This is a genomic window from Staphylococcus sp. HMSC069E10, from assembly GCF_001809205.1.
Classification (GTDB): Bacteria; Bacillota; Bacilli; order Staphylococcales; family Staphylococcaceae; genus Staphylococcus; species Staphylococcus hominis.
The window spans coordinates 150047-176153 of sequence record NZ_KV796489.1; the positions used below are offsets into that span (position 1 = coordinate 150047).

Here is a 26107-nt window from a genome sequence, read left to right on the forward strand (position 1 = left end):
GTATGAGACAAAAAACATTAGACGTCTTAGAGTTTGATAAAATCAAATCATTTGTAGCTTCTGAAACGATAAGTGATTTAGGACGTGAAAAAGTGTCTAAAATGTCTCCAGCAACTGATTTTGAAACTGTAGAATTTCAAATGAATGAGACAGATGAAATATCACAAATTTATAATAAACATCGTTTACCTAGTTTAAGTGGTTTATCAAAAGTATCACCATTAATTCACCGTGCTAAAATTGGTGGAGTGCTTAATGTTACCGAATTAAATGTAATTAAGCGGTTGATACAAGTACAAAATCAATTTAAAACATTTTATAATCAACTGCTTGAAGAAGATGAAGGCGTCGTAAAGTATCCAATTTTAAATGAAAGAATGAATCAACTACCTGTACTTACTGATTTATATCAAGAAATAAATGAAAAATGTGATGCTTACGATTTATATGATAATGCAAGTTATGAATTGCAAGGTATTCGAAGCAAAATATCAAGTACGACTCAACGCATTAGACAAAATTTAGATCGTATTGTTAAAAGTCAAGCTAATCAAAAGAAACTTTCAGATGCCATTATTACAGTGCGAAATGATCGCAATGTGATACCGGTAAAAGCAGAATATCGACAAGATTTTAAAGGGATTGTGCATGATCAATCAGCTTCTGGACAAACCCTTTATATTGAACCATCTTCTATTGTTGAAATGAATAATCAAATTAGTCGATTAAGAAATGATGAAGCAGTAGAACGTGAACGTATATTAACAGAATTAACAGGTTTCGTAGCTGCTGATGATGATAATTGTTTAGTGGCAGAGTCGGTTATGGGTCAAATTGATTTCTTAACGGCTAAAGCGCGCTATGCACGATCAATTAAAGGGACAAAACCTACTTTTTATAAGGAAAGAACGGTTTATTTACCTAATGCTTATCATCCTTTATTGAATAAAGATACAGTCGTAGCAAATACAATTGAATTTATTGATGATATTGAAACGGTTATTATTACGGGACCTAACACAGGTGGTAAAACTGTCACTTTAAAAACGTTAGGACTTATCATTGTGATGGCTCAATCCGGGTTACTCATTCCTACATTAGATGGTAGTCAATTGAGTGTATTTGAAAACGTATATTGTGATATAGGTGATGAACAATCGATTGAACAATCGCTATCTACGTTTTCATCACATATGAAAAATATTGTAGAAATTTTGAAAGAAACGGATAAAAATAGTCTTGTTTTATTTGATGAATTAGGTGCTGGAACCGATCCGAGTGAAGGTGCAGCTTTAGCTATGAGTATTCTCGATCATGTGAGGGAGATTGGTTCACTAGTTATGGCAACGACACATTATCCAGAGCTTAAAGCTTATAGTTATAATCGTGAAGGCGTTATGAATGCAAGTGTTGAGTTTGATGTGAATACATTAAGTCCGACTTACAAATTATTAATGGGTGTTCCTGGACGTTCCAATGCCTTTGATATTTCTAAAAAATTAGGTTTAGGATTAAACATCATTAATAAGGCTAAAACAATGATTGGTACAGACGAACAAGAAATTAATTCAATGATAGAATCATTAGAGAAAAACTCTAAACGTGTGGATGAACAACGTATTGAGCTTGAAAAATTATTGAGAGAAGCACGAACGACGCATGATGATTTGGAACGTCAGTATCAACAATATAAAAATTATGAACAAAAATTAATGGATGAAGCTAAAGATAAAGCAAATCAGCGCATTAAATCAGCTACAAAAAAAGCAGATGACATTCTAAAAGATTTAAGAGAAATGCGAGATAAAAAAGGGGCCGACGTTAAAGAACATGAATTAATAGATAAGAAAAAACATTTAGAAGATCAATATGAAGCTAAATCCTTAAAACAAAATGTAAAAAAACAAAAATGGGATGATATTCATGCTGGCGATGAAGTTAAAGTATTATCTTATGGCCAAAAAGGCGAAGTATTAGAATTAAGCGGAGAAAATGAAGCTGTAGTTCAAATGGGTATTATCAAAATGAAGTTACCTATTGAAGATTTAGAAAAAACGAAAAAGAAAAAAGAAAAACCAACGAAAATGGTGACACGCCAAAATCGTCAAACTATTAAAACAGAATTAGACTTAAGAGGCTATCGTTATGAAGAAGCGGTTGGAGCTTTAGATCAATATATTGACCAAGCTGTATTAAGTAACTATGAACAGGTTTATATTATTCATGGTAAAGGTACAGGTGCACTTCAAAAAGCAGTTCAAAATCATTTAAAAAAACATAAAAGTGTTCAATCTTTTCGTGGTGGACTGCCAAGTGAAGGCGGATTTGGTGTTACAGTAGCAGAACTTAAATAATATAAAACTAGAATGTTGATTTTTTTAAAATTTGACGTACAATAAAGCAAGCGTTTAATCTTAACACAAGTTTATGACAAGATTAATAAATAGTGATAAAGATGAGCAAGAGCAATGCAGATATATGGAAAGTCTGTTATAATTTGCTCATCATTTAATATTTAAGGAGGATTGGCAATTATGGCAATCGTAAAAGTTACAGATTCAAATTTTGATGAAAACATTCAATCAGGTGTTAAATTAGTAGATTTTTGGGCAACTTGGTGTGGACCTTGTAAAATGATCGCCCCTGTGTTAGAAGAATTAGCTGGAGACTATGATGGTAAAGCAGACATCTTAAAATTAGATGTAGATGAAAATCCATCTACTGCTGCTAAATATGAAGTAATGAGCATCCCAACTTTAATCGTATTTAAAGATGGAGAAGCAGTAGATAAAGTAGTAGGTTTCCAACCTAAAGAAAACTTAGCAGAAGTTTTAGATAAACATCTATAATATTTAGTACAATTATAAAAGAATGGGGCATTACATGTTATGTAATCGCTCCGTCTTTTTTATGTGAACGTCAAGTTAATAGAAAGGAGGAGACGGATGACCGACTACGAAGAAAAAATTAGAGATAAATTAAGTGTCGTCCCATTTGAACCAGGCTGTTATTTAATGAAAGATCGAAATGACCAAATTATTTATGTAGGTAAAGCAAAACGATTACGAAATCGACTACGTTCTTATTTTACTGGTGCACATGATGCAAAAACTACACGTCTTGTTAGTGAAATTCGTAACTTCGAATTTATTGTAACTTCAAGTGAGACAGAATCATTATTACTTGAGTTGAATTTGATCAAACAATATCAACCTCGCTACAATATTTTATTAAAAGATGATAAAAGTTATCCTTTTATAAAGATTACTAAAGAAAAACATCCTCGTTTACTTGTGACACGTACAGTAAAAAAAGGTACAGGAAAATATTTTGGACCTTATCCTAATGCATATTCAGCACAGGAAACTAAAAAATTATTAGATCGTATTTATCCTTTTAGAAAATGTGATAAAATGCCTGATAAATTGTGTCTATATTATCATATCGGTCAGTGCATGGGACCATGTGTGTATGATGTAGATCAACAAAAATATGCACAAATGACACGTGAAATTACTGACTTTTTAAATGGAGAAGATAAAACAATTCTTCATAATCTTGAAACACGCATGCTAGATGCTAGTGAGAAGTTAGATTTTGAACGTGCTAAAGAATATAGAGATTTAATTCAACATATTCATAATTTAACTAAAAAACAAAAAATTATGTCTTCAGATAATACAATTAGAGATGTTTTTGGATATAGTGTTTCTAAAGGTTGGATGTGTATTCAAGTATTCTTTATTAGACAAGGAAATATGATTCAACGTGATGCAACAATGATTCCTCTACAACAAACAGAAGAAGAAGAATTTTATACATTCATTGGACAATTCTACAGCTTAAATCAACATATTTTACCTAAAGAAGTACATGTACCGAAAAATTTAGATAAAGATATCATTCACTCTGTGGTTGATACAAAAATTGTTCTACCTGCGCGTGGAACAAAGAAAGAAATGGTTGATTTAGCTAATCATAATGCTGAAGTTGCACTAGAAAATAAATTTCAATTAATCGCTAAAGACGAATCTAGAACGATAAAAGCTATCGAAGAACTTGGTGAAAGAATGGGCATTCAAACACCGATAAGAATTGAAGCATTTGATAACTCAAATATCCAAGGTGTTGATCCTGTTTCGGCAATGGTAACATTTGTGGATGGTAAACCGGATAAAAAAGGATATCGTAAATACAAAATTAAGACTGTGAAAGGTCCTGATGATTATAAGTCGATGAGAGAAGTTGTACGTCGTCGTTATACGCGTGTACTTAATGAAGGTCTTCCATTACCAGATCTTATTATCGTTGATGGTGGTAAAGGACATATGTCTGGCGTCATAGATGTACTAGAAAATGAACTGGGTTTAGATATTCCTGTTGCTGGATTAAGAAAAAATGATAAACACCAAACATCTGAATTATTATACGGTACAAATGCTGAGGTTGTACCTCTAAAGAAAAATAGTCAAGCCTTTTATTTGCTTCATAGAATCCAAGATGAAGTACATCGTTTTGCGATAACATTCCATCGTCAAACTAGACAAAAAACTGGATTACAATCTGTTCTTGATACAGTAGAGGGTATAGGAAGTAAACGAAAAACAAAATTATTAAGAACATTTGGTTCTATTAAAAAAATGAAAGAAGCTAGTATAGAAGATTTAAAAGCTGCAGGATTACCTAAAAAGGTAGCTGAAAATCTACAATATGCTTTAAAAGAAGATTAATTTCAAAAAAAGGGGTATGACTTTGAATTTCATACCCCATACATTTAGAAAGAATGTTACAATATAGTTAACAAAAGGCTTATTTTTTTAAGAAAGTATGGAAGCGTTTTCTAAATAAGAAATATTATCATTTTATAGTAGTTACACAATTATCATGTAATACTTGTATATCTCATTTATTCGTCTTGTTTTTAATTATATTTACTTTTTTAAGACATACTTGTAGTTATGAAAAATAATAATACTCAAACTAATAAAAAGTAGATGTTTGATTTGTTTAATTTTCAGAAAATTTACAATCATTATAACTATTATATTTTTATGCATACGAGTACTAAATAAAATAGTAAATGCGTTTATAGTACTATCTTAAAAAGAAGCTATTTAAATTTATTATGTTTTATAACAGGGGGGACTCCTTTTGGCTAAGTCTAAAAATGAATTTTATCTTAGACGTCTTCATTCACTACTAGGGATTATTCCGATTGGTGCGTTTTTAATTGTTCATTTAATGATTAACCACCAAGCGACTCAAGGAGCTGAGGCTTTTAATAAGGCTGCAGGCTTTATGGAATCTTTACCATTTTTATTAGTAACTGAACTTATTTTGATTTACATTCCAATTTTATATCATGGACTATATGGTATTCATATTGCTTTTACTGCTAAAGAAAATATCGGCCATTATTCATTATTTAGAAACTGGATGTTTGCGCTACAAAGGTTAACAGGGATTATTGCTTTCGTATTCATCTTTGTACACCTATGGCAAACACGTTTACAAAAACTTTTCTTTGGTAAAGAAATCAGTTATGACATGATGCATCAAACGTTACAAAATCCAATTTGGGTTATCGTATACATTATTTGTGTTATTGCTGTCATTTTCCATTTTTCTAATGGTATTTGGTCATTCTTAGTGACTTGGGGATTTTTACAATCTAAAAAATCACAACGTATTTTCACATGGGTTTCATTAATTATTTTCTTAATTCTGTCATACATAGGTGTGACTGCAATTTTAGCTTTTGCATAAAAAATGAAAGTAAAAAAAGCATAGTTATAAAAGGAATCAATAGGTTAGTTTCAGATATATTTTAGGGGAGTGACAATTCTATGGCAGAGAAAAAAATTATTGTTGTCGGAGGTGGCCTTGCGGGGCTGATGTCAACAATTAAAGCTGCAGAACAAGGTGCACATGTGGACTTATTCTCAATTGTACCTGTTAAACGTTCGCACTCTGTATGTGCCCAAGGTGGTATTAATGGTGCGGTAAATACTAAAGGTGAAGGAGATTCACCATGGATTCATTTTGACGATACAGTATACGGTGGAGATTTTTTAGCGAACCAACCACCAGTCAAAGCAATGACTGAAGCTGCACCAAAAATTATCCATTTATTAGATCGTATGGGCGTTATGTTTAATAGAACAAATGAAGGATTGTTAGACTTTAGACGTTTCGGAGGTACACTTCATCATAGAACAGCATATGCTGGTGCAACTACAGGACAACAATTACTTTACGCTTTAGATGAACAAGTTCGTTCTTTTGAAGTTGATGGTTTAGTTACTAAGTATGAAGGATGGGAATTTTTAGGATTAGTTAAAGATGATGAAAATGCAGCAAGGGGTATTGTTGCTCAAAATTTAACTACTTCTGAAATTAAATCTTTCGGTTCTGATGCTGTTATTATGGCTTCAGGTGGTCCGGGTATTATTTTTGGTAAAACAACGAATTCAATGATTAATACTGGATCAGCTGCATCTATCGTATACCAACAAGGCGCTAAATATGCAAATGGAGAATTTATTCAAATACATCCTACGGCAATTCCAGGTGATGATAAATTACGTTTAATGAGTGAATCAGCACGTGGTGAAGGTGGTCGAATTTGGACTTATAAAGATGGAAAACCATGGTACTTCTTAGAAGAAAAGTATCCTGATTATGGTAACTTAGTACCACGTGATATTGCAACACGTGAAATCTTTGATGTATGTATCAATCAAAAATTAGGTATTAATGGTGAAAATATGGTGTATCTTGATTTATCTCATAAAGATCCACATGAATTAGATGTTAAATTAGGTGGTATTATTGAGATTTATGAAAAATTCACTGGTGATGATCCACGTAAAGTACCTATGAAAATATTCCCAGCAGTACATTATTCAATGGGTGGATTATATGTAGATTATGATCAAATGACAACTATTAAAGGGTTATTTGCTGCAGGAGAATGTGATTTCTCTCAACATGGCGGTAACCGTTTAGGTGCTAACTCGTTATTATCAGCGATTTACGGCGGTACAGTAGCAGGTCCAAATGCAATTAAATACGTTGAAAATATCGAAACATCATATACTGAGTTAGATGACAGTATTTATCAAAAACGTGTAGATGAAGAACAAAAACGTTTCGACGAATTACTTAATATGCGTGGTACTGAAAATGCTTATAAACTTCACCGTGAATTAGGCGAAATTATGACAGCGAACGTTACAGTAGTACGTGAAAATGACAAATTATTAGAAACGGATAAAAAAATTGTTGAGTTAATGGAACGTTATCAAAATATTGATATGGAAGATACACAAACTTGGAGTAACCAAGCTGTATTCTTTACACGTCAATTATGGAACATGTTGCAACTAGCACGTGTCATAACAATTGGTGCGTATAACCGTAATGAATCTCGTGGCGCACATTATAAACCAGAATTCCCAGATCGTAATGACGATGAATGGTTAAAAACAACTTTAGCTGAATATCAAGGTGAATATGAAGCACCTAAATTCACATATGAACCTGTCGATATCAGTTTAATTCCACCACGTAAACGTGACTATACAAGTAAATCTAAAGGAGGTAAAAAATGATGGCTAACAATCAATCAGTAAAAGAAACTCCAGAAGAATTACGTCATACAGATGAACAACATAATCAAGAAACAACACATAAAGAAGAAAAACACACGCAAAAAACAGTTAAATTAATTGTTAAACGTCAAGATAACCAAGAAGCAAAATCGTATGAAGAAACATTTGAAATTCCTTATAAAGAGCATTTAAACGTGATTGCTTGTTTAATGGAAATAAGACGCAACCCTGTGAATAGTAAAGGAGAAAAAACAACGCCAGTAGTATGGGATATGAACTGCTTAGAAGAAGTATGTGGTGCTTGTTCAATGGTTATTAATGGTCGTGCACGTCAAGCCTGTTCAGCAATTGTTGACCAATTAGAACAGCCGATTCGTTTGGAACCTATGAGTACATTCCCAGTCATTCGTGATTTACAAGTCGATCGTACAAGAATGTTTGATAACTTAAAACGTATGAAGGCTTGGATTCCAATTGATGGTACGTATGATTTAGGACCAGGTCCACGTATTCCAGAAAAGAAACGTCAAACAGCATATGAATTATCAAAATGTATGACGTGCGGTGTATGTTTAGAAGTGTGTCCTAATGTAACACGTAATAATAAATTTATTGGTGCACAAGCTATTTCACAAGTACGTTTATTTGATCTACATCCAACTGGTTCAATGACTAAAGATGAACGGCTGAATGCTTTAATGGGTGAAGGTGGTTTACAAGAATGTGGTAATTCTCAAAACTGTGTTAATGCATGTCCAAAAGGTATTCCGTTAACAACGTCAATTGCAGCAATGAACCGTGAAACATCATTCCATATGTTTAAATCATTCTTTGGTTCTGATCATCAAGTAAATTAAATATGACATATTTGCCAGCAAAGTAAAAACTTTGCTGGTTTTTATTAATGGGGAATTCAATACGGATATAAATGTTTATTGAGTAAAATAAAAATGAGCAAAAATATCAATTAATGAATGATTAGGTTTGTCTATGGTAAAATAAACGTATTATGTATTATAAGGATGAATGTAAATGAATAAACCCATTGGTGTCATAGACTCTGGAGTTGGAGGACTAACTGTAGCTAAAGAAATTATGCGACAACTTCCTAATGAGACAATATATTATTTAGGCGATATCGCAAGGTGTCCATACGGTCCAAGACCTGGAGAAGAAGTAAAAACTTTTACGACGCAACTTGCTAATAAACTGATGGAATTTGATATAAAAATGTTAGTCATTGCTTGTAATACTGCAACTGCAGTGGCGTTAGAACATTTACAGCAGTTATTACCAATTCCAGTTATTGGAGTCATTGAACCTGGTGCTAGAACCGCTATTATGACTACAAAAAATCAAAAAGTTTTAATTTTAGGTACTGAGGGCACGATTAAATCAGAAGCTTACCGCCATCATATTAAAAGAATAAACCCAAATGTCGAAGTATATGGGGTAGCATGTCCAGGTTTCGTACCACTCGTTGAACAAATGCGTTATGATGACCCTACAATAACTAGTATTGTAATACATCAGACTTTAAAACATTGGCGTAACACAGATGCCGATACTGTTATTTTAGGCTGTACGCACTATCCATTATTATATAAACCTATTAATGATTATTTTGGTGGAAATAAAAAAGTTATTTCTTCTGGGCTTGAAACTGCACGTGAAGTAAGTGCATTACTTACGTTTAGTAATGAACATGCAAGCTATACGCAACATCCAAAACATCGATTTTTTGCAACAGGTGATACGGTTCATATTAAACATATCATTTCTCAATGGCTGAAATTAGATGTAGAAGTTGAACGTATAAAAGTAGATTAAATTTAAAACAGAAGTGAAAGGAAGATTTAAGTGGCAGACATTGTTATAGCTTCTAACAACAAAGGTAAAATAAATGATTTTAAAGCTATTTTTCCAAATGATAATGTTATTGGCATTTCAGAAATTATAAAGGACTTTGATGTTGAAGAAACAGGCACTACCTTTGAAGAAAATGCACGATTAAAATCTGAAGCGGCAGCTAAAGCACTCAATAAAAGAGTGATTGCCGATGATAGTGGTCTAGAAGTATATGCTCTAAATGGTGAGCCTGGTGTATATTCTGCACGTTATGCTGGTCTTGAGAAAAATGATGAGTCAAATATTGATAAAGTACTTAAAAAGTTAGAAGGTGAGACAAATAGAAAGGCACAATTTGTATGTGTCATTAGCATGAGTACGCCAAATGAACCAACACATATGTTCAAAGGAACTGTATCAGGAGAAATTACAACAGAACGTAAAGGTGATCATGGATTCGGATATGATCCTATTTTTTATCTTCCAGAGAAGAACAAAACAATGGCTGAATTAACTACAGAAGAAAAAAGCGATGTGAGTCATCGTGGAAATGCAATTAAAGCTTTAAATGAATTTTTGGAGCGTGAAAAATAATGTCTAAATGGTTAATTGTAAGTGATAATCACACTGAATCTGGAATTCTGTATCAATTATACGACTATCATAAAGACGCAGATATATGCTTACATTTAGGAGATTCTGAATTTAAATATAATGATACTGAATTAAGCTTGTATCAACGTGTAAAAGGTAATTGTGACTTTTATCCTGAATTTCCAAATGAAGACATCATTGAAAAGAACAGTGTTAAAGCATTATACACCCACGGTCATCTTTATGGTGTAAATCAAACACGTATGCGTTTGGCTGAAAAAGCACAATCTCTTGGTTGTCAATTTGCGTTTTATGGGCATACACATATAGCTAAATATGAAAAATTAGGCGACGTCCATATTATAAATCCTGGTAGTATTTCACAGTCGCGTAGTAATATAGAAGAAACATACGCAGAACTACTTATAGAGGATGAAAGTAAAAAAGCTACGCTGAATTTTAGAAATAGAGATCATCAAGTCATACAATCAATAGAATTTGAAATTAATTAACTATTAAAAGGGCTAGGACTACAATGCAAGATAGTCTAGTCCTAGCTAATTTCAAATTTGATACCAAACATTTAGCTATTTAGTTTAACTAAATAGCAACGAAGAAAGTATGTGATTAGTTGCAATTATACGTAATTAGTGGAAAATATAAACTTTTTTTATATTAAAGCTATTGCTAAATAAGATTTCTTTAGATATAATAATACTTGTGTTAAAAAATAATGTCCTGGTAGCTCAGCTGGATAGAGCAATGGCCTTCTAAGCCATCGGTCGGGGGTTCGAATCCCTCCCAGGACGCTAATAAACCCCGTTAACCATTGTGGTTACGGGGTTTTTGCTATGTTTGGGGAAAATTTGGTGAAAACAATTTAAAGTTTATTCAAAAACTCAATCATATTTTTATCTTCACGTTCATAAGTTTCTTCTAATAAGTGTAGGTAAACAGATTGTGTAACCAAAGTAGAAGCATGACCTAATCTTTTTGATATATAATGTAAACTATAACCATTATGAATTAACACAGACGCATGTGTATGCCTTAAGGCGTTTATCGTAATAGATTTAATACCTAAGTGTACACATGCTTTTTTTAATACCTTATTTACAGCAGTATTTGATATAACGTGACCATTTACTGTAAATACATAACCATTAATATTAGCTGGTTTCTTCTCAATAAATTTTTTCACTTTATTTAGTGTATTTGTATCAATAGAAATAATACGATCTGATGTTTCTGTTTTTGTACCAGGCAAATGTATTTTGTTGTCACCTAAATAAAAATCATCACGCTGCATGTTTGCTATTTCAGAAAAGCGTCCTCCAGTCACTAATGCCATTAACAATACTAATGATGATGTAGTATCTTTTTGTTCTAAATAATGCTTGAGTTTCACATATTCAGTATGGCTAATAAACTTCAAATCTTCACTTTTGCTAGGATTAGCACCTGTGACAGTTGCTTTATATGTAGGATTACGCATAATTAAGCCTTCATGTATTGCTTGGTCACATACATTTCTTACATAACTATTTAATTTTCTTGCGGTTTCTCTATTGTGATTTTTACCATATTCATTTAAAAATTTTTGATAGTCACTTTGTTTTATATCCTTAATGCGTCTATTACCAAAATAATTTTTTAAATGAGCATGTGCAGATTCATATCTATTTAATGTGGACTTTGAAACATGAGGCTTTTTATTGATCTCATACCATTGCTTAAAATAATCTACAAATACTACATCATTTGAAATATCATAACCACGCTTAAGGTTATACTCTAATTCATTCGCATGTGTTTGTGCTTCCTTTTTAGTCTTAAATCCATCTTTAGTTAGACGTTTATATTTTCCCTGCTCATCTTTATATGAAATGACATAACGCCAGGATTTACCTCTTTTTTCAAAACTTGCCATTTAATCACCTTTACTAATATTCTGTAAAAATATCACTCTCAAGATAGCAATTTAAATTCTCTAATTCCTTATGTAAAGAAATTTCAGAATCACCATTAACTAAAGTTACGTTATCAATATCATCAAGTTGGATTTTCAAATGTTTAATAACATAAGTTGTTATTTGCTTTTGTATTTTTTTGAATAAAACATTTTTTAGACCTGGGGAAAGTGTATCAATAGAAGTTTTTAAAATTTTATTTTCTTCACTATTTTCGTTAATTACTTTGAATACTAAATCGTACTTGCCTTTGTTATTTTTTTGAAATCTATCATAAGTAATTTCTAAATCATGATCAATTTTATTATGTGACTCATCGTAAATATCAATGAGAATATCAAACTTAAATTTATTTATTTTGATACCATCTTTTAAATTTAAATACAATTCAAATAAAATCTCTTTTACATCAATTTCAGGATCTTCGTCTAGCGTAAAGTTAAAAGTTAATGGTGAGTAATCAAAAAATTGATGAGGCGTAATATTTAGATAGTTACAAAGTTTATCAATTGCATCATATCTTATCATTTCAGAGTCATTTTGAATCATTGAAGTAAGGGAACTTCTAGCGATTCCTACCTCTAAAGCTACTCTTGAAGTCTTTAATCCTCTTTCTGATAGTAATTCAGATAATCTATTTCTAATCATTTTTTTCCTCCTATTCAATTGTATATATTACCACCAAAGTAATTTAAATGATACAAAAATTCTAAAAATGATGTAAAAAATTGTTAAATGTATGACAAGTCAAACAAAATAGTATTGCATTATTTTTATATATGTGTATAATAAAGTTATAAATTGATTGAGAAGTCAGTCAAAAAAGGAAGGAGATGTGTTTAATGACGGTTTTTATAAAACATATTACATTTAAGCAAGCCATGTTTTTAAAAGGGTACAATTTGTCTGATTTATCAAAAGAGTTAGGCATAGGCATTTCTTACTTAAGTGCCATTGTTAATGGTAAAAAAACACCTAGTCCAAAACTAGCAAAAAATATTGCTAACGCTTTAGATGTTGAAATTAAAGATTTGTTTTACTTTGAAGAACAGGAGGCTTAACCAATGGAACAAATAAAAGAAAAAACATTTGAAGATACGCTGCTTGAACATCGCACAATATGGACACGTGAAATGTTCTTACAACATATAGGCGTTTCATGGAATACTGCAACTAAAATATTGCTTTATAATCCTAGATTTCAAGATGATTTAAAAGCATTTGTTCATTATCCTGATGAACACAATAATAAGTGGTTATTCTGTGCTGAGCCAATGCGTGAGTATTTAAAAACTAATTTTTATGAAATATTCAATAAACATTACGAGTATTAGGAGGTACAAAATGTATAAATTTTTATTTTACTTACTTTTAACTTTGGTTATTAGTTGTTTAGCAGCGTACCATATATCATTTCACTTAGTTTTATCACTTTTATTATTTGGTGTAACTATTTCATTACTAATTTCAGATACGGAGGAAACTTATAATGAGTAAAGATCAATTAGAAGTAATCGAAGAAATTTATAATACCTTACAAGCAACAGTAGAAGATAAATCAACTGAGTATAAACACAAAATAAAAGAAGGCAACAATGAATGGACTGAAACAGTTAATCGTGAAAAGAATTTAGAGGCATTTATTGAATGGACATTGCAGCAAATAGAAAACAATTTTGAATGGGAGGACTAATAAATGAATTTTGAATTAAACAATGCATTATGTGATTTAGAAGTTTTAAAAGAAAGAATAGATGACGTAGTAACATCTTTTGTATGGTTTAATGATGATTATTTCACTCATGAGCCTAACCACGTATTAAATAAAGAGGATATTTTAAATCATGGATATAGATACCATGAACATAGAATTAAAAATGCACAAACGATAGATTTAATGATGATGTATCAAAAAGAATTTAGTGAACTCATTGAAAGATTTAAAGAGATAGAAAAAACGTTACCTGATAACAATAGTTTGGCGACTAAATCAGATAACGCATAGATAACAAGTATTTAATTAAATACCCACTAAAATATTAACACATATGAAAGGTTGATAACATGGACGAAGTGAGTTTATATAAAAAGCATTTTGAATTTCATTCAAATTTAGAATATATCAACACAGTAAATTTATCAAGAATTAAGGAGATAAGTAAGCGGATTAATTTCGCTTCTATCTCTACTGATAAACAAGTGTTTGACAATAAAGGTAACGTATATCACCGTAAAAAAGATGATTTTGCAGGTGATTACATTAATAATCTTACCTTAAATTATACCATAAAACCTAAAGAAATTGGACTTGTATATGGAACTATTTTTGTTAAAACCAACGATCAAGATGAAAAAGAAGCACATTTTAAATCAGATACTTTTAATAATTATGCTCGTTTTATTGCAGATTTAGTTTCTGATAAGGTCATCTATTCAAAACAATTGGATAATTTTCTTATCGTAAAAAATAATCAGTATGAAGTGATTGACGATACTAATTTTAAATTGAGTTATCCCGTTGAACCTAAAAACCAAATAGATGACTTTTTAGATATTATGCTTGAGTTATATCGTGAACATCTAAATTTAGATCATAATTACAAAATTTATCCGTATAGTGTTGCTGGTAATGATTTTATATATAACTGTAAGACATTGAAACTTATACAAGAAAAACCACGAAGCAATGAATTATATGCGATTAAGTATGATGTGAATTATAAAGATTTAGATTTTGAAACACCTAATAATTTTTATGATTTAGTAACTGACAACGATAAGAGCAAACATAATTTAAAACTGGTACATGCTTATACAATGTATCGAAAAATGAAACTTATTCAAGCTGAAAAGTGGTTTCTATTTAAAGATTTTGGGCGTTCAGGTAAAGGCTTGTTTATAACTACATTTAATAAATTGTTAAGTGTAAATAAAGTTAACTTTGATAGTTTAGTTTCAGGTGGATTTGAAGCGTCTAATGAATGGATGAATTTTTATGGTGCAGATATTGCACATGCTAATGAAACAGGCGAAATTACTAAACCTATGATGAGAATACTAAGAAAAATAGCAACAGGTGAAACAATTTCAGGTCGTGGTATTGGTCGAAACGCATTCACATTTAAAAATAAATCCGTTTTGATACTCGATACAAACGAAAGTGTTGATACTGGTGAAATTACAGCTAATACAACTAGAACAATAAAAATAGCTTTCAAAGATAGACCACATGGAGAAACCGACGATGAAAGATACGAGATTTTTGAGCCATATTGGAATTTTGTACAACCAAATGGAGTTGATTCAGAAATAGCAGCAGTTTCATTTTTAATCGTAAGTTTAGAATATCTTAAAGAAACTGGTAGAGAATTTAGATTTAAAGATGTGACATTAAAAAATTATTTTAGCGAAGAAGAATTAACTGAAACACAGATTGTTTTATTGAAAGTATTATCTAAACAAGATTTTGTCTTATCAGGTGATGAAACATTGCAAAGATTGATAGAAGAAGATTATAAAAATATGAAATATAAAAAAGCACAACAAGATATGAAAAAAATAGGTGTAGCAACAAGACAAGATGTAAAAATTGAAGGTAAAACATACAAAGCATTTAAAATTGGAAATCAAGAATTATTTGATATGGCACATGTGTTGGTTGAATAAAGGTGACCGTCACCATTAAGACACCAACATAGACACCATTAAAACAGTTGATATATAAGCAAGTCACCATTATCACCATCATTTTAGCTAACGAATAAATATTTAAATTTAAAAACGTTCTAATAGATAAAAAAACGGTGATGATGGTGACCGATTTTATAAAGGAGTGATGTTCAATGACAGGTTATCATGTAGCAAAACAATTATTAAAGAAGAATATTGAAGTGATACCACTTAATAAATATAAAACGCCAACAGTATCATTTGCAGATAAAGATGTAACCGATGAATTTATTGAATATCATTCTTACAAATATCATCAAACTAACGTGTTAGGCGTTCTTACTCGTAATGTATGGTGTATCGATATAGATATAGATCATACAGACGGAGAAAATGGTTTTAAAAGTATCAAAGACATACCTTACTATGATGAAATTGTATCTAATGCACAGAATACATTAGTGCAAACCACAGCAAGTGGTGGAAAGCATATCATTTTTTATAAACGTAATAGTATTAATTATGGTCAGAAAATCGGATATTTACCTGGCATAGATATTAAAGCACATAATAATAGTTACTTTGTACTTGCAGGTAGTCGAACGGATAAAGGAAAGTACAAACATAATGGCATTAAACCAAAGATGTATCAAGGAGAATTTGAAAATAGAATTTTTTCCAAACAAGGTAATTATATGCAGCAAACGTTAGAGCCATATTCAATTAAAAACATATTACCTAATCAGAGTTTTGCTCATGTTAGAGGTGGCAAAGGTGGAGAAGGTAAACGTGCATACCAACGTATTATAGACGGTCAAAGTGAATATAGAAATGACGATTTATATAAAGCAGTAAGTTACGCAAGACAATGTAACGTGGATATTGAGCCATTACGCATATTAATTGGCGATAATAAAAATGGTGATGTAATAACTGAAAGACAGTGGGAGGCGACAGTTAGAAGTGCAAGCCATTAAAGAAGAATATAATTTAGATGAACAGGCTAAAAGAATCGGATTAATTGTAGGCATATCAAACGAAATTTATTTTCTTTCAATAAGCCATGTATCTGATGTTTATGTTGAATTTATTAAAGGTCAGTGGGTAGCATGGCGTGAGAGTTTTATCCCTAATACAAATCATAGAACTAGCTATAAATTAATTGCTCAAGGTAGTTTTGAGTTGGTAATTGCAAGAACTAAGAATTACTTAAATTTTATAAAGAAAAACTAAAAGGAGTAATCAAAAATGAAAACAATACAGCGACCAACATTTAATAAAGCACATACATTTGAAAGAAAAGCAGCATTGGAAAAATGGAATAAATTTGTAGAACTATTAGAATCATCAACATTAGTAACTAAAAACAAAGGTGAATCAGGTAAAGAGATATTCATTGTTATTGAGGGGGAAGATAAAGCAGATATTGAGTTGTATTTTAATCCTAGTATCAATGGTGATTTTGCTCATGTAGAACTGTGGTATTACCAATTTAAATTAATTTCAATGAATAATAAGCATAATAAAGAAACTCATAATTTTAAAAGTATTCATCAAGCATTTAGATATATTAATGAATTACTTGAAGATATAAAATGGGATAGAAAACTTTTACCAAATGCCTAAACACCTACCACAATTGGCTTTATAGAGCCTTTTGTGGTATAATTTAGATAAATAATTAGTACCAGGTATTAAAAAAGAACGTGAACAATATATTAAAAGTAAGAGGTGACAATGTGCCGAAGTTAATTGATAAATTATTGGGACTAGACAAGATACGAGAAGGACAACGGAAAAACTATGAAATGCTCAATACTGGATTTAGTGGCTTCTCACAATTTACAGGTGACGCTTATCAAAGTGATGTATATAGATCAGCAGTAGATTCTATTGCTCGGCATATCGCTAAGCTATCAGGCAAGCATGTAGTCGATAATCAAAATGAATCAAACCGATATTCTAAACTTAATCGGATATTGCAAGACAGACCAAACCAATATATGAGTAGCTTTGACTTTCTGTATAAAGTCGCAACGCAATATTTTCTATTTAACAATGCGTTCATACTTGTGCAAAAGGATAGTAGGGGCAACTTAACAGGCTTATATCCTTTGACACCTGCAAGCGTTGAATATGTGGTAGATACTACTGATGAGATGTACATTAAATTCTTATTCAAAGACGGAAAAATGGTGTATTTCCATATAAGCGAAGTAGCTATATTAAGACGACACTTCAATAGTAATGAATTATTAGGAGATAACAATGACGCTATTATGTCATCTATTGAGTTGGCACATACTCAAAACATTGCTATGAGTGAAGCTATTAAGAACTCGGCACAAATTAGAGGAATCATAAAATACAATCAAGCCTTATCAGATTCCAAATTAAAAGAGTATAAAGAAAACTTCATGAGTAACTACTTATCAATAAGTAATACTGGCGGTGTGATTCCGTTGGATAGCATGCTTGACTACACACCATTAAAGCCTAATGATGTTCAAATAGATACGCCTCAAATGGAAGTCGTGAAGAAAAAGATATACGACTATCTAGGAATCAATGAATCAATCGTAAATGGCTCATATGATGAGAATGGTTGGCAAGCATTTTTTGAATCAATTATAGAGCCATTCGCTATACAAATATCATCAGAACTTACTGAAAAGATATTTACTGAACGTGAAAAAGCATTTGCCAATCGGATTATATTTGAGGCTTCTAAATTGCAATATGCTAACACTCAATCAAAAACGAACGTGATTAAAGAGTTATTACCACTAGGCGTGCTAAGTATCAATCAAGCCTTGGACTTACTCAATTTACCACGTGTAGAAAATGGTGATGATCAACGGATTCAATCACTTAACTATATAGATAAGAAAATCGCCAATGCGTATCAAATGCAGGATAAGGAGGGACAAGCGAATGAAGGAAATTAGAAGTGCAGAAATACAAGCAGAAACAAGAGATGATGAAATGGTGCTAGAAGGTACTGCAATTGTATTTGATAAACCTGCTTTAATTAATACACCTAATGGCTCATATACCGAAGTCATTAAGCGTAATGCGCTGGACGGAGTGAATTTTAATGATACAAGACTTTTAGTGTCACACGATCAAAACCGTTTACCATTAGCAAAATCACCTAAAACAATGGACGTATGGAAAGATAGTGCAGGCATGCATTTTAGGGCTAGGTTGGCAAACACTAGCGAAGCACGTTCAGTATATGAATCTATCAAACGTGGTGATATGTCGGGAGTTAGTTTTGGATTCACTGTGTCAGACGGTAGTCGATACGATGTAGAAACTAGAACTCGTACTATAACAAAAATAGATAAGGTATTAGAGTTTTCAGTCGTGAACTTCCCTGCTTATGCTGAAACGTCAGTAGAGGCTAGAAGTGAAATGCAAGAAGCAGAAATACGACAACAACAAATCAATCAAGCAAAAATCAATTTAAATAAACTATTCATTAAGGAGATTAGATAATTATGTTTAATACAGTACAAGAAGCATTTAACCATTATAGAAATGCGTCATTAGAAGAAATTGAAACAAGAGCAAGAGAAATTAAAGGTCAAATTGATACAGATCCAAATACGAATGTAACTAAGTTAAATGTAGAAATAGAAGGCTTAAATCAAGCTAAACAAAATATTCAAGATAAATCACAATCAAGCAATGAAGGAACTGAGCAACGTTCATTTAATCCAATTACTAATATGAACTTCACACGACAAAATGAAGTACCTAAAGAAAATATCTTTGGCTCAAATGAATATCGTTCGGCGTTCTTCAAAACAATGTTAGGTCAAAAACTTTCAGATGTAGAACAACGTACATTTAATAGAGCAATGGAACAACAAGACATCGAACATCGTGCAGACGAATTTACATCTTCATCTAATGCTAGCGCCGTAATTCCCGAACAAACATTGAATGAAGTAATCAGACGAGCTAGAACACAGGGTGGTTTGCTTGCTAATGTACGCTCGTTTAATATGCCTACTAAAATTCGTATTCCAATCTCTACTCCACAAGAGCGCGCAGAATGGCATGCTGAAGGAGAATATGTTGAAGCAGACAAAGCAGTTACAACAGCAGTGTCATTTGAAGGGAATGAGATTATTAAAATCTTTAGTATCTCAGTTAAAGCTAAAACAATGTCAATTTCGGCTTTTGAATCATATCTTGTTGAAGAACTTACAAACTGTGTTGTTGAAGCCATTGAATACGCACTTATCAATGGTACAGGTGTGAATCAAGGTGAAGGAATCTTAACAGGTATCACATGGAATGCTGCAAATAGCGTAGATGTAACAGGTAAATATACAGACTTTACAAAAGCTTTAGGAATGTTGTCACGTGGTTATGCACAAAATGCGAAGTTCGCTATGAGTAATGCAACGCTATATAACCAAGTATATGGAGTAATGGATAACAATCAACGTCCTATCTTTATTCAAGACGCACAAAATGAAACGGTTGGTAGAGTTTTTGGAAAACCAGTTATCATTGATGACAATATCGAAGATGGCACTATTATCTTAGGCGACTTCAACTACATTGGTTATAATTTGCCACAGGGTATTATGTTGGAATCATCACGTGAATCTTCATTCCGTTCAGGGTTGATAGATTATAGAGCCATGGCTATTGCAGATACACGTGTGTTAGTTGATGACGCATTTGTTAAGTTATCTACTACATCAGCTGAAGCATAAGAGATATAAACAAGTGAGGACATCAGTAAGTAGCTGGTGTCCTTTTATTAAATATAAGGAAGTGAGTATATGAACAAAACAATTATTAGTTTAGAAGAAGGTCGTGAAGCATTACGAGTTGACGGTGATTTTAACGATGACATTATCGAGCCACTCATTGAAGCCATACCAAACTATTTATATATTACAACTGGTCGGACATGGCTTGATGATAATGTACCATTGGCACAAACAACAGCTAAATTCATCTTACAACTGTGGTTTGATCCACAAACTCAAGATTCTGAACGTTTAAAACGCACAATTGACGGATTATTGATGTCACTCAAAGCATTAGGGCTGAATTACAATGACTAGAAGTATTTCACGTTCATTTTATAGGTCGAACAGGTGGAAGAAGTGCAGAAACGCTTATATGCAATCACAAAACTATATATGTGAACGTTGTGGCAACTTAGCAGACATTTGTCACCATAAAATATGGCTCAATGAATCAAATGTAGATGATCCAATGATGACGTATAACTGGGATAACTTAGAAGCGTTATGCATAGATTGTCATAATAAGGAACACTTTGGGAGTAAGTCAATTGACGATGAATTGATGTTTGATGATAACGGAAATATTATAAAAAAATAATAGAATAATTAATAAATTTAATATCCCCCACATGAAACGGAGTGATAGGCTTTCGGCGATACCGGTGCTGGACTTAACTTTTCCTCCAAACGTTTTTTTATAAATTTAGGGGTAGAATAAGACGATTAAGAAGGTGAATGTATGAAAAATAATAGTATCTCAATCAATTTAGAACAACTTAAAAAAGAGATTGATAAAGAAGAAATGAAAAATAAATCAGTGGCTTATGACCTGCTGGAAGAACTAGCATTTATGAAAGAAACAATGAACGAACTCAAGAAAACAGTAAGACAAGAAGGTGCTACTTATATATTTACTCAAGGTGAGCAATCATATCTAAAAGAAAATCCTGCCATGAAGTCATACAATACAACAGTTACAAAATACAATGCGACACTCAAGCAACTTTTATCTCTCATTCCTGAACAAGTCGAAGAATCAGACGCATTTATGGACTTTGTGAAAAATGCCTAATTACATCTTAGAATACTGGCAAGAGATGAAAGAGGGGCATGTGACTGTATCAAAGCGTATCTATAAGCAGTATGAGAAACTCATTGAAGATATGAACTACCACCCTAAATATGTATATGATGAAGCAAAAGCACAGCGACCAATTCAATTTATAGAATCATTTTGCAGACATTCCAAAGGTGAACTAGCTGGCAAGCCATTAAAACTAGCACTATTTCAAAAGGCTTATATATCGGCTCTATTTGGCTTTGTAGATAAAGAAACAGGTCACAGACGCTATACTGAATCATTTTTCTTTGTAGGGCGTAAGAATGGTAAGACGACTATGTTATCAGCAATCGCTTTATATATGATGATTGCAGACGGTGAAAGTGGGGCAGAAGTTTATTCTGTGGCTAGTAAAAAAGATCAAGCTAATATTTTATTCGACCAATCACATGAGATGATTTTGCAAAGTCCTGATTTAAATAGAAATATTCGTAAGCGTAAAGCTGATTTATATTTCCCTCATAACTTTAGCAAAATGCAATCATTAGGCAAGAACTCCAATTCATTAGACGGTTTAAATGCTCATTTAGTCGTGATTGATGAACTACACTCCATTCAAGATAGAAACCTTTACGAAGTAATGAAACAATCACAGTCAGCACGTACACAACCATTACTCATTATGATTACAACAGCTGGAACACATAGGGGAACTATCTTTGATGATTTATATGAGTATGCGTGCAATGTGGTAGATGGTAATTTTCAAGATGATAACTTTTTACCAATCATGTATGAGTTAGACGCTAAAGAAGAATATAAAAATCCTAAGTGTTGGCAAAAAGCTAATCCTTCACTTCATATTTCTAAGAAGGTTGAGGACTTAGAACGTAAAGTATCACGTGCTAAAAATAATCCTAATGACCTTACAGGCATACTTACAAAAGATTTCAACATACGTGAAACGACTAATAAAGCATGGCTCACATTTGATGATATTAATAATGAAGATACATTTGATTTATCACAATTTAAAGGCACATATGCAATAGGTGGGGCAGATTTAAGTATTACAACTGACCTAAGTTGTGCCACATTGTTATTCTTAGATCCACAAACTGAGCAACGATATATTCATCAAATGTACTGGCTACCTGAGGACAATTTGCGTAAGCGTGTAGAAGAGGACAAAATACCTTATGACAAATGGCACGAACAGGGATTATTACGCTTATGTAGTGGCAATACGATTGATTATAGCGACATTACAGAATGGTTTAAAGAAATGGTGAATGAATATGATATAACGCCACTATGGATATATTATGATAACTATTCAGCGAGATACTGGGTAGATGAAATGGAAGCACATGGATTTAAAATGATTAGAACACCACAGGGGGCTAAGACGCTTAGCTTACCAATGCAGAATATGGGGGCAGACTTACAAAAGAAAAAGATTAATTATAATAACCACCCTATATTGAAATGGTGCTTAACGAATACAGGCATTGAAACAGATAGAAACGGTAATATTGTGCCTGTTAAGAATCAGTCACCTAAAAGACGTATTGACGGTACAGCGTCAATGTTAGATGCATATGTAGGTTTATTTGATAACTACGAAAGTTTCCTAAGAGCAATGTGAGGAGGATAAGCAATGGCATATCATTATAGAAACAAAATAGAAATTTTAGAAGAACAGGAAAATGATGGTCCTGAGGCGTTCGGCTCAACTAAAGTTGTAATTGCTACACCTTGGGTAGATGTTAAAACAATGAAAGGGAATGAATTTCAACAATGGAGGCTTACAGCAAATAAAGAAAATGTCCGTTTTATTATTCGATATAGAAAAGGAATTAATCCACGCCAATATGTTAGATATAATGGAAAAGATTATAATATAGTATCAGTTACTAATGATAATGGAATGAATCAAACATTAACGATCTTTGCAGAAGTTAGTGATTAAAGCCTTATTATATAAAATAGGGCTTTTTTTGACGCTGAGAGAAGCTCTGTGTTGCAGTGAGAAATTATTTTATGTATAAGTATATTAAAAAACGCCACAAATAAATGTGACGTTTCAGACATTCCGATTGTAAGATTTCAAGAACAACCTAAATTTCAAGATTTGCATTAATGACAATAAAGTCAATTAAGGAATTAAAGAAAACTACCAAGATAAAAACATTTGGAGTATTCAACTGAAAGCAGGCGAATACAACTGATGTATCAATTTAATAGATTTTTGATACACCTATATTATAACATAAAGTTATAGATAATAGTATAAGTGATAACTTTTATTTATAGTTTTAACAGTGTATAATTACATATGTATATAAGGAGGTTTTATGATGAATTGTTTTATTCGATTAAAAAATAATGATTATGTAGAAATCAAAGAGTTAAAGGAAATTAAATCTTCATATCCACATTCTCAAAGAGTAACTAACATTAAAGTAGATAACATTCAAGATTTGAAAATTTCTTATGAAGCAAACTATGTATTCATTGGTAAATCAACTGTGGTAATTAAAGGTGATGAAATTCAGTATGTACAACTTTTTGAATCGTAATGTAAATATGTAATCTCATTTGGGGAAAATTTGGGGAAAATAATTTGAAATTGTATTAAAAGCTATGAAAAGGAATTAGATAAAAATACTGATATTATAGGCTTTTGAAAGATTATAAAATGTTATAAAAGGTTGATAAATCCCTCCCAGGACGCTAATAAACCCCGTTAACCATTGTGGTTACGGGGTTTTTGCTTATCTATTTTAAACTCACTATGATGACTTGCTTCAAGAATTTAATTATTATATTTATCCCATTTTCCAGCTGCTATGTCAGCTTCTTGTTCTTTAATGTTTTGATAGACTTCTTCAGCGTCATCACCTTCGTAGTAACCTTGCTCAATTGCATGTTTTGTTTGAAGTTCTCCAGATGAAAGACCGCCATTATATTTTTTTCTGAGTGCATCATAATACTCATCTTCAGTTTCTGCTGCATTGATTTCAGCATTAGGATCCGGAGTTGCATTTTCATCATCTACTGAAACATCTGACTCATTTGGTCGGTCATAAATTGATTTTTCTTGACCATTTTCAACTCTAAGTGAACTTTGATACGCTACACTAGCAGGACCTTCCATTACATTTCCTTGTGGAATAATTCCATTTGCAACTGCACTATTGTAAGCTTGTATCTTTTGTTCTTCACTATAATTTCCATAAATAATTGATTCTAATGTACTTCTATCTTTAATATTAGAGAAATCAATTTGATTATTATTTTGAGATGAAACATCTTCTATGGTATCTTTTGAATCTCTTTCTTCGTTTGACTTCTGTTCATTACTTGTATTTTCAGTATTTTGATTTTGGATAGTTTTGTCATTATGTTCTATAGAATTCTTATCTGATTTTGAAATATGCTTATCTTCTTTCTCTTTTTTATTGTTGGTATCATTCTGTTCTTTTTTATTATCACCAGTTAAAGAAAAATCATTATCACATGCACTTAATATTAAAAAACTACTAAATAATAAAATGAAATATTTTTTCATATGTATTCTCCGTTCGTTCACTCAATTAGTAATTATTAATAACACAGTCCTTTTATTCACATTTTACGTAGGAATTACTTTTAATATCACCACCTTATAACCATTTAATTAAATTTACTAGAATAAATATAATGAAAATATACACTTTTGGATTATATCATATAATTATGTATTAAATATTTTTAATTATTTTATTTTTATAATCTAAAAAACTTTGACGAGATAGACATATTTGAATTCCTAACTGTAAATATAAATTTTTAAATTGCACAGTTTTGATGATTTAAGTATAAGTTACGGAAAATGACACAACTATCTAAATAAACCCTTTATAGTAAAGATAACAAAACGATAGTTAAACAAAACAAAGCAAGCAATACAGTAACCTATCGTTTTAGAATTTTACCAATTAATTTCTAAGGAGTGTATGAAATGGAAGGTTTATTTAACGCAATTAAAGATACAGTAACTGCAGGTATTAATGGTGATTGGACAAAATTAGGTACAAGTATTGTTGGTATCGTAGAAAACGGTGTAGGTTTAGTTAGTAAATATTTAGGTTTCTAATTTAAAGATAATTATAAATAGTACAAAGGAGATAACAAACATGGAAAAATTATTCGACGCAATCAAAAATACAGTAGACGCAGGAATTAACCAAGACTGGACAAAATTAGGTACAAGCATTGTTGATATCGTATCAAATGGTGTAAGCATTCTAGGTAAATACTTAGGATTCTAACGTAATAATATTTAAAAATAAAAAAAGAATGGAGAAATTCAAATGACTAAATTAGTAGAAGCAATTAAAAATACAGTAGACGCAGCACAAAGCCAAGATTGGACAAAATTAGGTACAAGTATTGTTGACATCGTATCAAGTGGTGTAGGTATCTTAAGTAAAGTATTCGGATTTTAATTAATTATTAATTACGTATAAAGGGGTTATTAACATGGAAAAATTATTCGATGCAATCAAAAATACAGTAGACGCAGGAATT

General features: G+C 31.6%; 32 protein-coding genes and 1 tRNA gene. 30 read left to right on the plus strand and 3 right to left on the minus strand.

Features of this window, described 5'->3' with window-relative positions; genetic code table 11:
* Positions 1-2: 2 nt before the first annotated feature.
* The 10 genes from HMPREF2561_RS07755 to HMPREF2561_RS07800 all read left to right on the plus strand — a co-directional run bounded on the left by HMPREF2561_RS07755 (position 3) and on the right by HMPREF2561_RS07800 (position 10864).
* A complete protein-coding gene (locus HMPREF2561_RS07755; protein WP_049382515.1) occupies positions 3-2354 on the plus strand; it encodes an endonuclease MutS2 in 2352 nt (783 codons plus the stop codon).
* Positions 2355-2534: 180 nt separating this feature from the next.
* The gene (trxA, locus tag HMPREF2561_RS07760; protein WP_002449989.1) at positions 2535-2849 is read left to right on the plus strand and encodes a thioredoxin; all 315 of its coding nucleotides are present in this window, start codon (positions 2535-2537) and stop codon (positions 2847-2849) included.
* Between the two features lie 96 nt (positions 2850-2945).
* Positions 2946-4730 (plus strand): excinuclease ABC subunit UvrC, encoded by a 1785-nt coding sequence (uvrC, locus tag HMPREF2561_RS07765; RefSeq protein ID WP_049382514.1) that lies wholly within the window; start codon positions 2946-2948, stop codon positions 4728-4730.
* A 421-nt stretch (positions 4731-5151) separates the two neighbouring features.
* On the plus strand, positions 5152-5766 hold the full coding sequence (locus HMPREF2561_RS07770; RefSeq protein WP_017175714.1) for a succinate dehydrogenase cytochrome b558 subunit: 615 nt from the start codon (positions 5152-5154) through the stop codon (positions 5764-5766).
* An 80-nt stretch (positions 5767-5846) separates the two neighbouring features.
* Entirely contained in the window at positions 5847-7613 is a 1767-nt protein-coding gene (sdhA, locus tag HMPREF2561_RS07775; protein WP_049416189.1) for a succinate dehydrogenase flavoprotein subunit, read from the plus strand.
* Complete coding sequence (gene sdhB, locus HMPREF2561_RS07780; RefSeq protein ID WP_049420069.1) at positions 7613-8470, plus strand: succinate dehydrogenase iron-sulfur subunit; 858 nt, start codon at positions 7613-7615, stop codon at positions 8468-8470. Before sdhA ends, sdhB begins: the two co-directional genes overlap by 1 nt.
* A gap of 175 nt (positions 8471-8645) precedes the next feature.
* Entirely contained in the window at positions 8646-9443 is a 798-nt protein-coding gene (racE, locus tag HMPREF2561_RS07785; protein WP_002450014.1) for a glutamate racemase, read from the plus strand.
* Positions 9444-9473: 30 nt separating this feature from the next.
* Positions 9474-10055 carry an XTP/dITP diphosphatase gene (locus tag HMPREF2561_RS07790; RefSeq protein ID WP_017175711.1) on the plus strand — a complete coding sequence of 194 codons (582 nt, stop codon included), beginning with the start codon at positions 9474-9476 and terminating at the stop codon, positions 10053-10055.
* Positions 10055-10567 (plus strand): YfcE family phosphodiesterase, encoded by a 513-nt coding sequence (locus tag HMPREF2561_RS07795; RefSeq protein ID WP_017175710.1) that lies wholly within the window; start codon positions 10055-10057, stop codon positions 10565-10567. Before HMPREF2561_RS07790 ends, HMPREF2561_RS07795 begins: the two co-directional genes overlap by 1 nt.
* Positions 10568-10790: 223 nt before the next feature.
* Positions 10791-10864: transfer RNA gene (locus HMPREF2561_RS07800), tRNA-Arg, on the plus strand.
* A 71-nt stretch (positions 10865-10935) separates the two neighbouring features.
* Here HMPREF2561_RS07800 and HMPREF2561_RS07805 read toward each other — a convergent pair.
* The gene (locus HMPREF2561_RS07805) at positions 10936-11985 is read right to left on the minus strand and encodes a site-specific integrase (RefSeq protein ID WP_049420043.1); all 1050 of its coding nucleotides are present in this window, start codon (positions 11983-11985) and stop codon (positions 10936-10938) included.
* 13 nt (positions 11986-11998) lie between these two features.
* On the minus strand, positions 11999-12673 hold the full coding sequence (locus HMPREF2561_RS07810; protein WP_070468626.1) for a helix-turn-helix domain-containing protein: 675 nt from the start codon (positions 12671-12673) through the stop codon (positions 11999-12001).
* Between the two features lie 194 nt (positions 12674-12867).
* Here HMPREF2561_RS07810 and HMPREF2561_RS07815 point away from each other — a divergent pair, with 194 nt between their 5' ends.
* From HMPREF2561_RS07815 to HMPREF2561_RS07895, 17 genes are all read left to right on the plus strand, one after another.
* Complete coding sequence (locus HMPREF2561_RS07815) at positions 12868-13086, plus strand: helix-turn-helix domain-containing protein (protein WP_070468628.1); 219 nt, start codon at positions 12868-12870, stop codon at positions 13084-13086.
* Between the two features lie 3 nt (positions 13087-13089).
* Positions 13090-13359 (plus strand): DUF771 domain-containing protein, encoded by a 270-nt coding sequence (locus HMPREF2561_RS07820; RefSeq protein WP_070468630.1) that lies wholly within the window; start codon positions 13090-13092, stop codon positions 13357-13359.
* 155 nt (positions 13360-13514) lie between these two features.
* Complete coding sequence (gene tscA / locus HMPREF2561_RS07825; RefSeq protein WP_070468632.1) at positions 13515-13718, plus strand: type II toxin-antitoxin system antitoxin TscA; 204 nt, start codon at positions 13515-13517, stop codon at positions 13716-13718.
* A 3-nt stretch (positions 13719-13721) separates the two neighbouring features.
* Complete coding sequence (tscT, locus tag HMPREF2561_RS07830) at positions 13722-14030, plus strand: type II toxin-antitoxin system toxin TscT (protein ID WP_070468634.1); 309 nt, start codon at positions 13722-13724, stop codon at positions 14028-14030.
* A 59-nt stretch (positions 14031-14089) separates the two neighbouring features.
* Positions 14090-15691 carry a phage resistance protein gene (locus tag HMPREF2561_RS07835; RefSeq protein WP_070468636.1) on the plus strand — a complete coding sequence of 534 codons (1602 nt, stop codon included), beginning with the start codon at positions 14090-14092 and terminating at the stop codon, positions 15689-15691.
* 176 nt (positions 15692-15867) lie between these two features.
* Positions 15868-16671: a bifunctional DNA primase/polymerase gene (locus HMPREF2561_RS07840; protein ID WP_070468638.1), complete on the plus strand. Its 804-nt coding sequence runs from the start codon at positions 15868-15870 to the stop codon at positions 16669-16671.
* Positions 16658-16927 carry a pathogenicity island protein gene (locus HMPREF2561_RS07845; RefSeq protein WP_070468640.1) on the plus strand — a complete coding sequence of 90 codons (270 nt, stop codon included), beginning with the start codon at positions 16658-16660 and terminating at the stop codon, positions 16925-16927. The genes HMPREF2561_RS07840 and HMPREF2561_RS07845 overlap by 14 nt, the downstream gene beginning before the upstream one ends.
* Positions 16928-16942: 15 nt before the next feature.
* On the plus strand, positions 16943-17320 hold the full coding sequence (locus tag HMPREF2561_RS07850) for a hypothetical protein (RefSeq protein WP_070468642.1): 378 nt from the start codon (positions 16943-16945) through the stop codon (positions 17318-17320).
* A gap of 113 nt (positions 17321-17433) precedes the next feature.
* On the plus strand, positions 17434-18642 hold the full coding sequence (locus HMPREF2561_RS07855; protein WP_070468645.1) for a phage portal protein: 1209 nt from the start codon (positions 17434-17436) through the stop codon (positions 18640-18642).
* Positions 18629-19195, plus strand: a complete 567-nt coding sequence (locus HMPREF2561_RS07860; protein ID WP_069723717.1) for an HK97 family phage prohead protease — start codon at positions 18629-18631, stop codon at positions 19193-19195. The genes HMPREF2561_RS07855 and HMPREF2561_RS07860 overlap by 14 nt, the downstream gene beginning before the upstream one ends.
* Positions 19195-20430, plus strand: a complete 1236-nt coding sequence (locus HMPREF2561_RS07865) for a phage major capsid protein (protein WP_070468647.1) — start codon at positions 19195-19197, stop codon at positions 20428-20430. Before HMPREF2561_RS07860 ends, HMPREF2561_RS07865 begins: the two co-directional genes overlap by 1 nt.
* Positions 20431-20499: 69 nt before the next feature.
* The gene (locus HMPREF2561_RS07870) at positions 20500-20787 is read left to right on the plus strand and encodes a head-tail connector protein (RefSeq protein WP_049420055.1); all 288 of its coding nucleotides are present in this window, start codon (positions 20500-20502) and stop codon (positions 20785-20787) included.
* Between the two features lie 58 nt (positions 20788-20845).
* Complete coding sequence (locus HMPREF2561_RS07875; RefSeq protein ID WP_239666081.1) at positions 20846-21070, plus strand: HNH endonuclease; 225 nt, start codon at positions 20846-20848, stop codon at positions 21068-21070.
* Between the two features lie 141 nt (positions 21071-21211).
* Positions 21212-21544, plus strand: a complete 333-nt coding sequence (locus HMPREF2561_RS07880; RefSeq protein WP_070468649.1) for a hypothetical protein — start codon at positions 21212-21214, stop codon at positions 21542-21544.
* Entirely contained in the window at positions 21537-23180 is a 1644-nt protein-coding gene (locus HMPREF2561_RS07885) for a terminase large subunit (RefSeq protein WP_070468651.1), read from the plus strand. Before HMPREF2561_RS07880 ends, HMPREF2561_RS07885 begins: the two co-directional genes overlap by 8 nt.
* A 12-nt stretch (positions 23181-23192) precedes the next feature.
* Positions 23193-23504 (plus strand): phage head closure protein, encoded by a 312-nt coding sequence (locus HMPREF2561_RS07890; RefSeq protein ID WP_070468653.1) that lies wholly within the window; start codon positions 23193-23195, stop codon positions 23502-23504.
* A gap of 388 nt (positions 23505-23892) precedes the next feature.
* A complete protein-coding gene (locus tag HMPREF2561_RS07895) occupies positions 23893-24114 on the plus strand; it encodes a hypothetical protein (RefSeq protein ID WP_070468656.1) in 222 nt (73 codons plus the stop codon).
* Positions 24115-24350: 236 nt separating this feature from the next.
* On the opposite strand, the gene HMPREF2561_RS07900 is transcribed toward HMPREF2561_RS07895, so the two are convergent.
* A complete protein-coding gene (locus tag HMPREF2561_RS07900) occupies positions 24351-25106 on the minus strand; it encodes a hypothetical protein (protein ID WP_017174530.1) in 756 nt (251 codons plus the stop codon).
* 432 nt (positions 25107-25538) lie between these two features.
* On the opposite strand from HMPREF2561_RS07900, the gene HMPREF2561_RS07905 reads away from it, so the two are divergent.
* From HMPREF2561_RS07905 to HMPREF2561_RS07915, 3 genes are read left to right on the plus strand one after another with little or no spacing between them, the layout of a single operon-like run.
* Entirely contained in the window at positions 25539-25673 is a 135-nt protein-coding gene (locus tag HMPREF2561_RS07905; protein ID WP_017174531.1) for a beta-class phenol-soluble modulin, read from the plus strand.
* 40 nt (positions 25674-25713) lie between these two features.
* Positions 25714-25848, plus strand: a complete 135-nt coding sequence (locus HMPREF2561_RS07910; protein WP_017174534.1) for a beta-class phenol-soluble modulin — start codon at positions 25714-25716, stop codon at positions 25846-25848.
* A 42-nt stretch (positions 25849-25890) separates the two neighbouring features.
* Entirely contained in the window at positions 25891-26025 is a 135-nt protein-coding gene (locus HMPREF2561_RS07915; protein ID WP_017174533.1) for a beta-class phenol-soluble modulin, read from the plus strand.
* Positions 26026-26107: the final 82 nt, after the last annotated feature.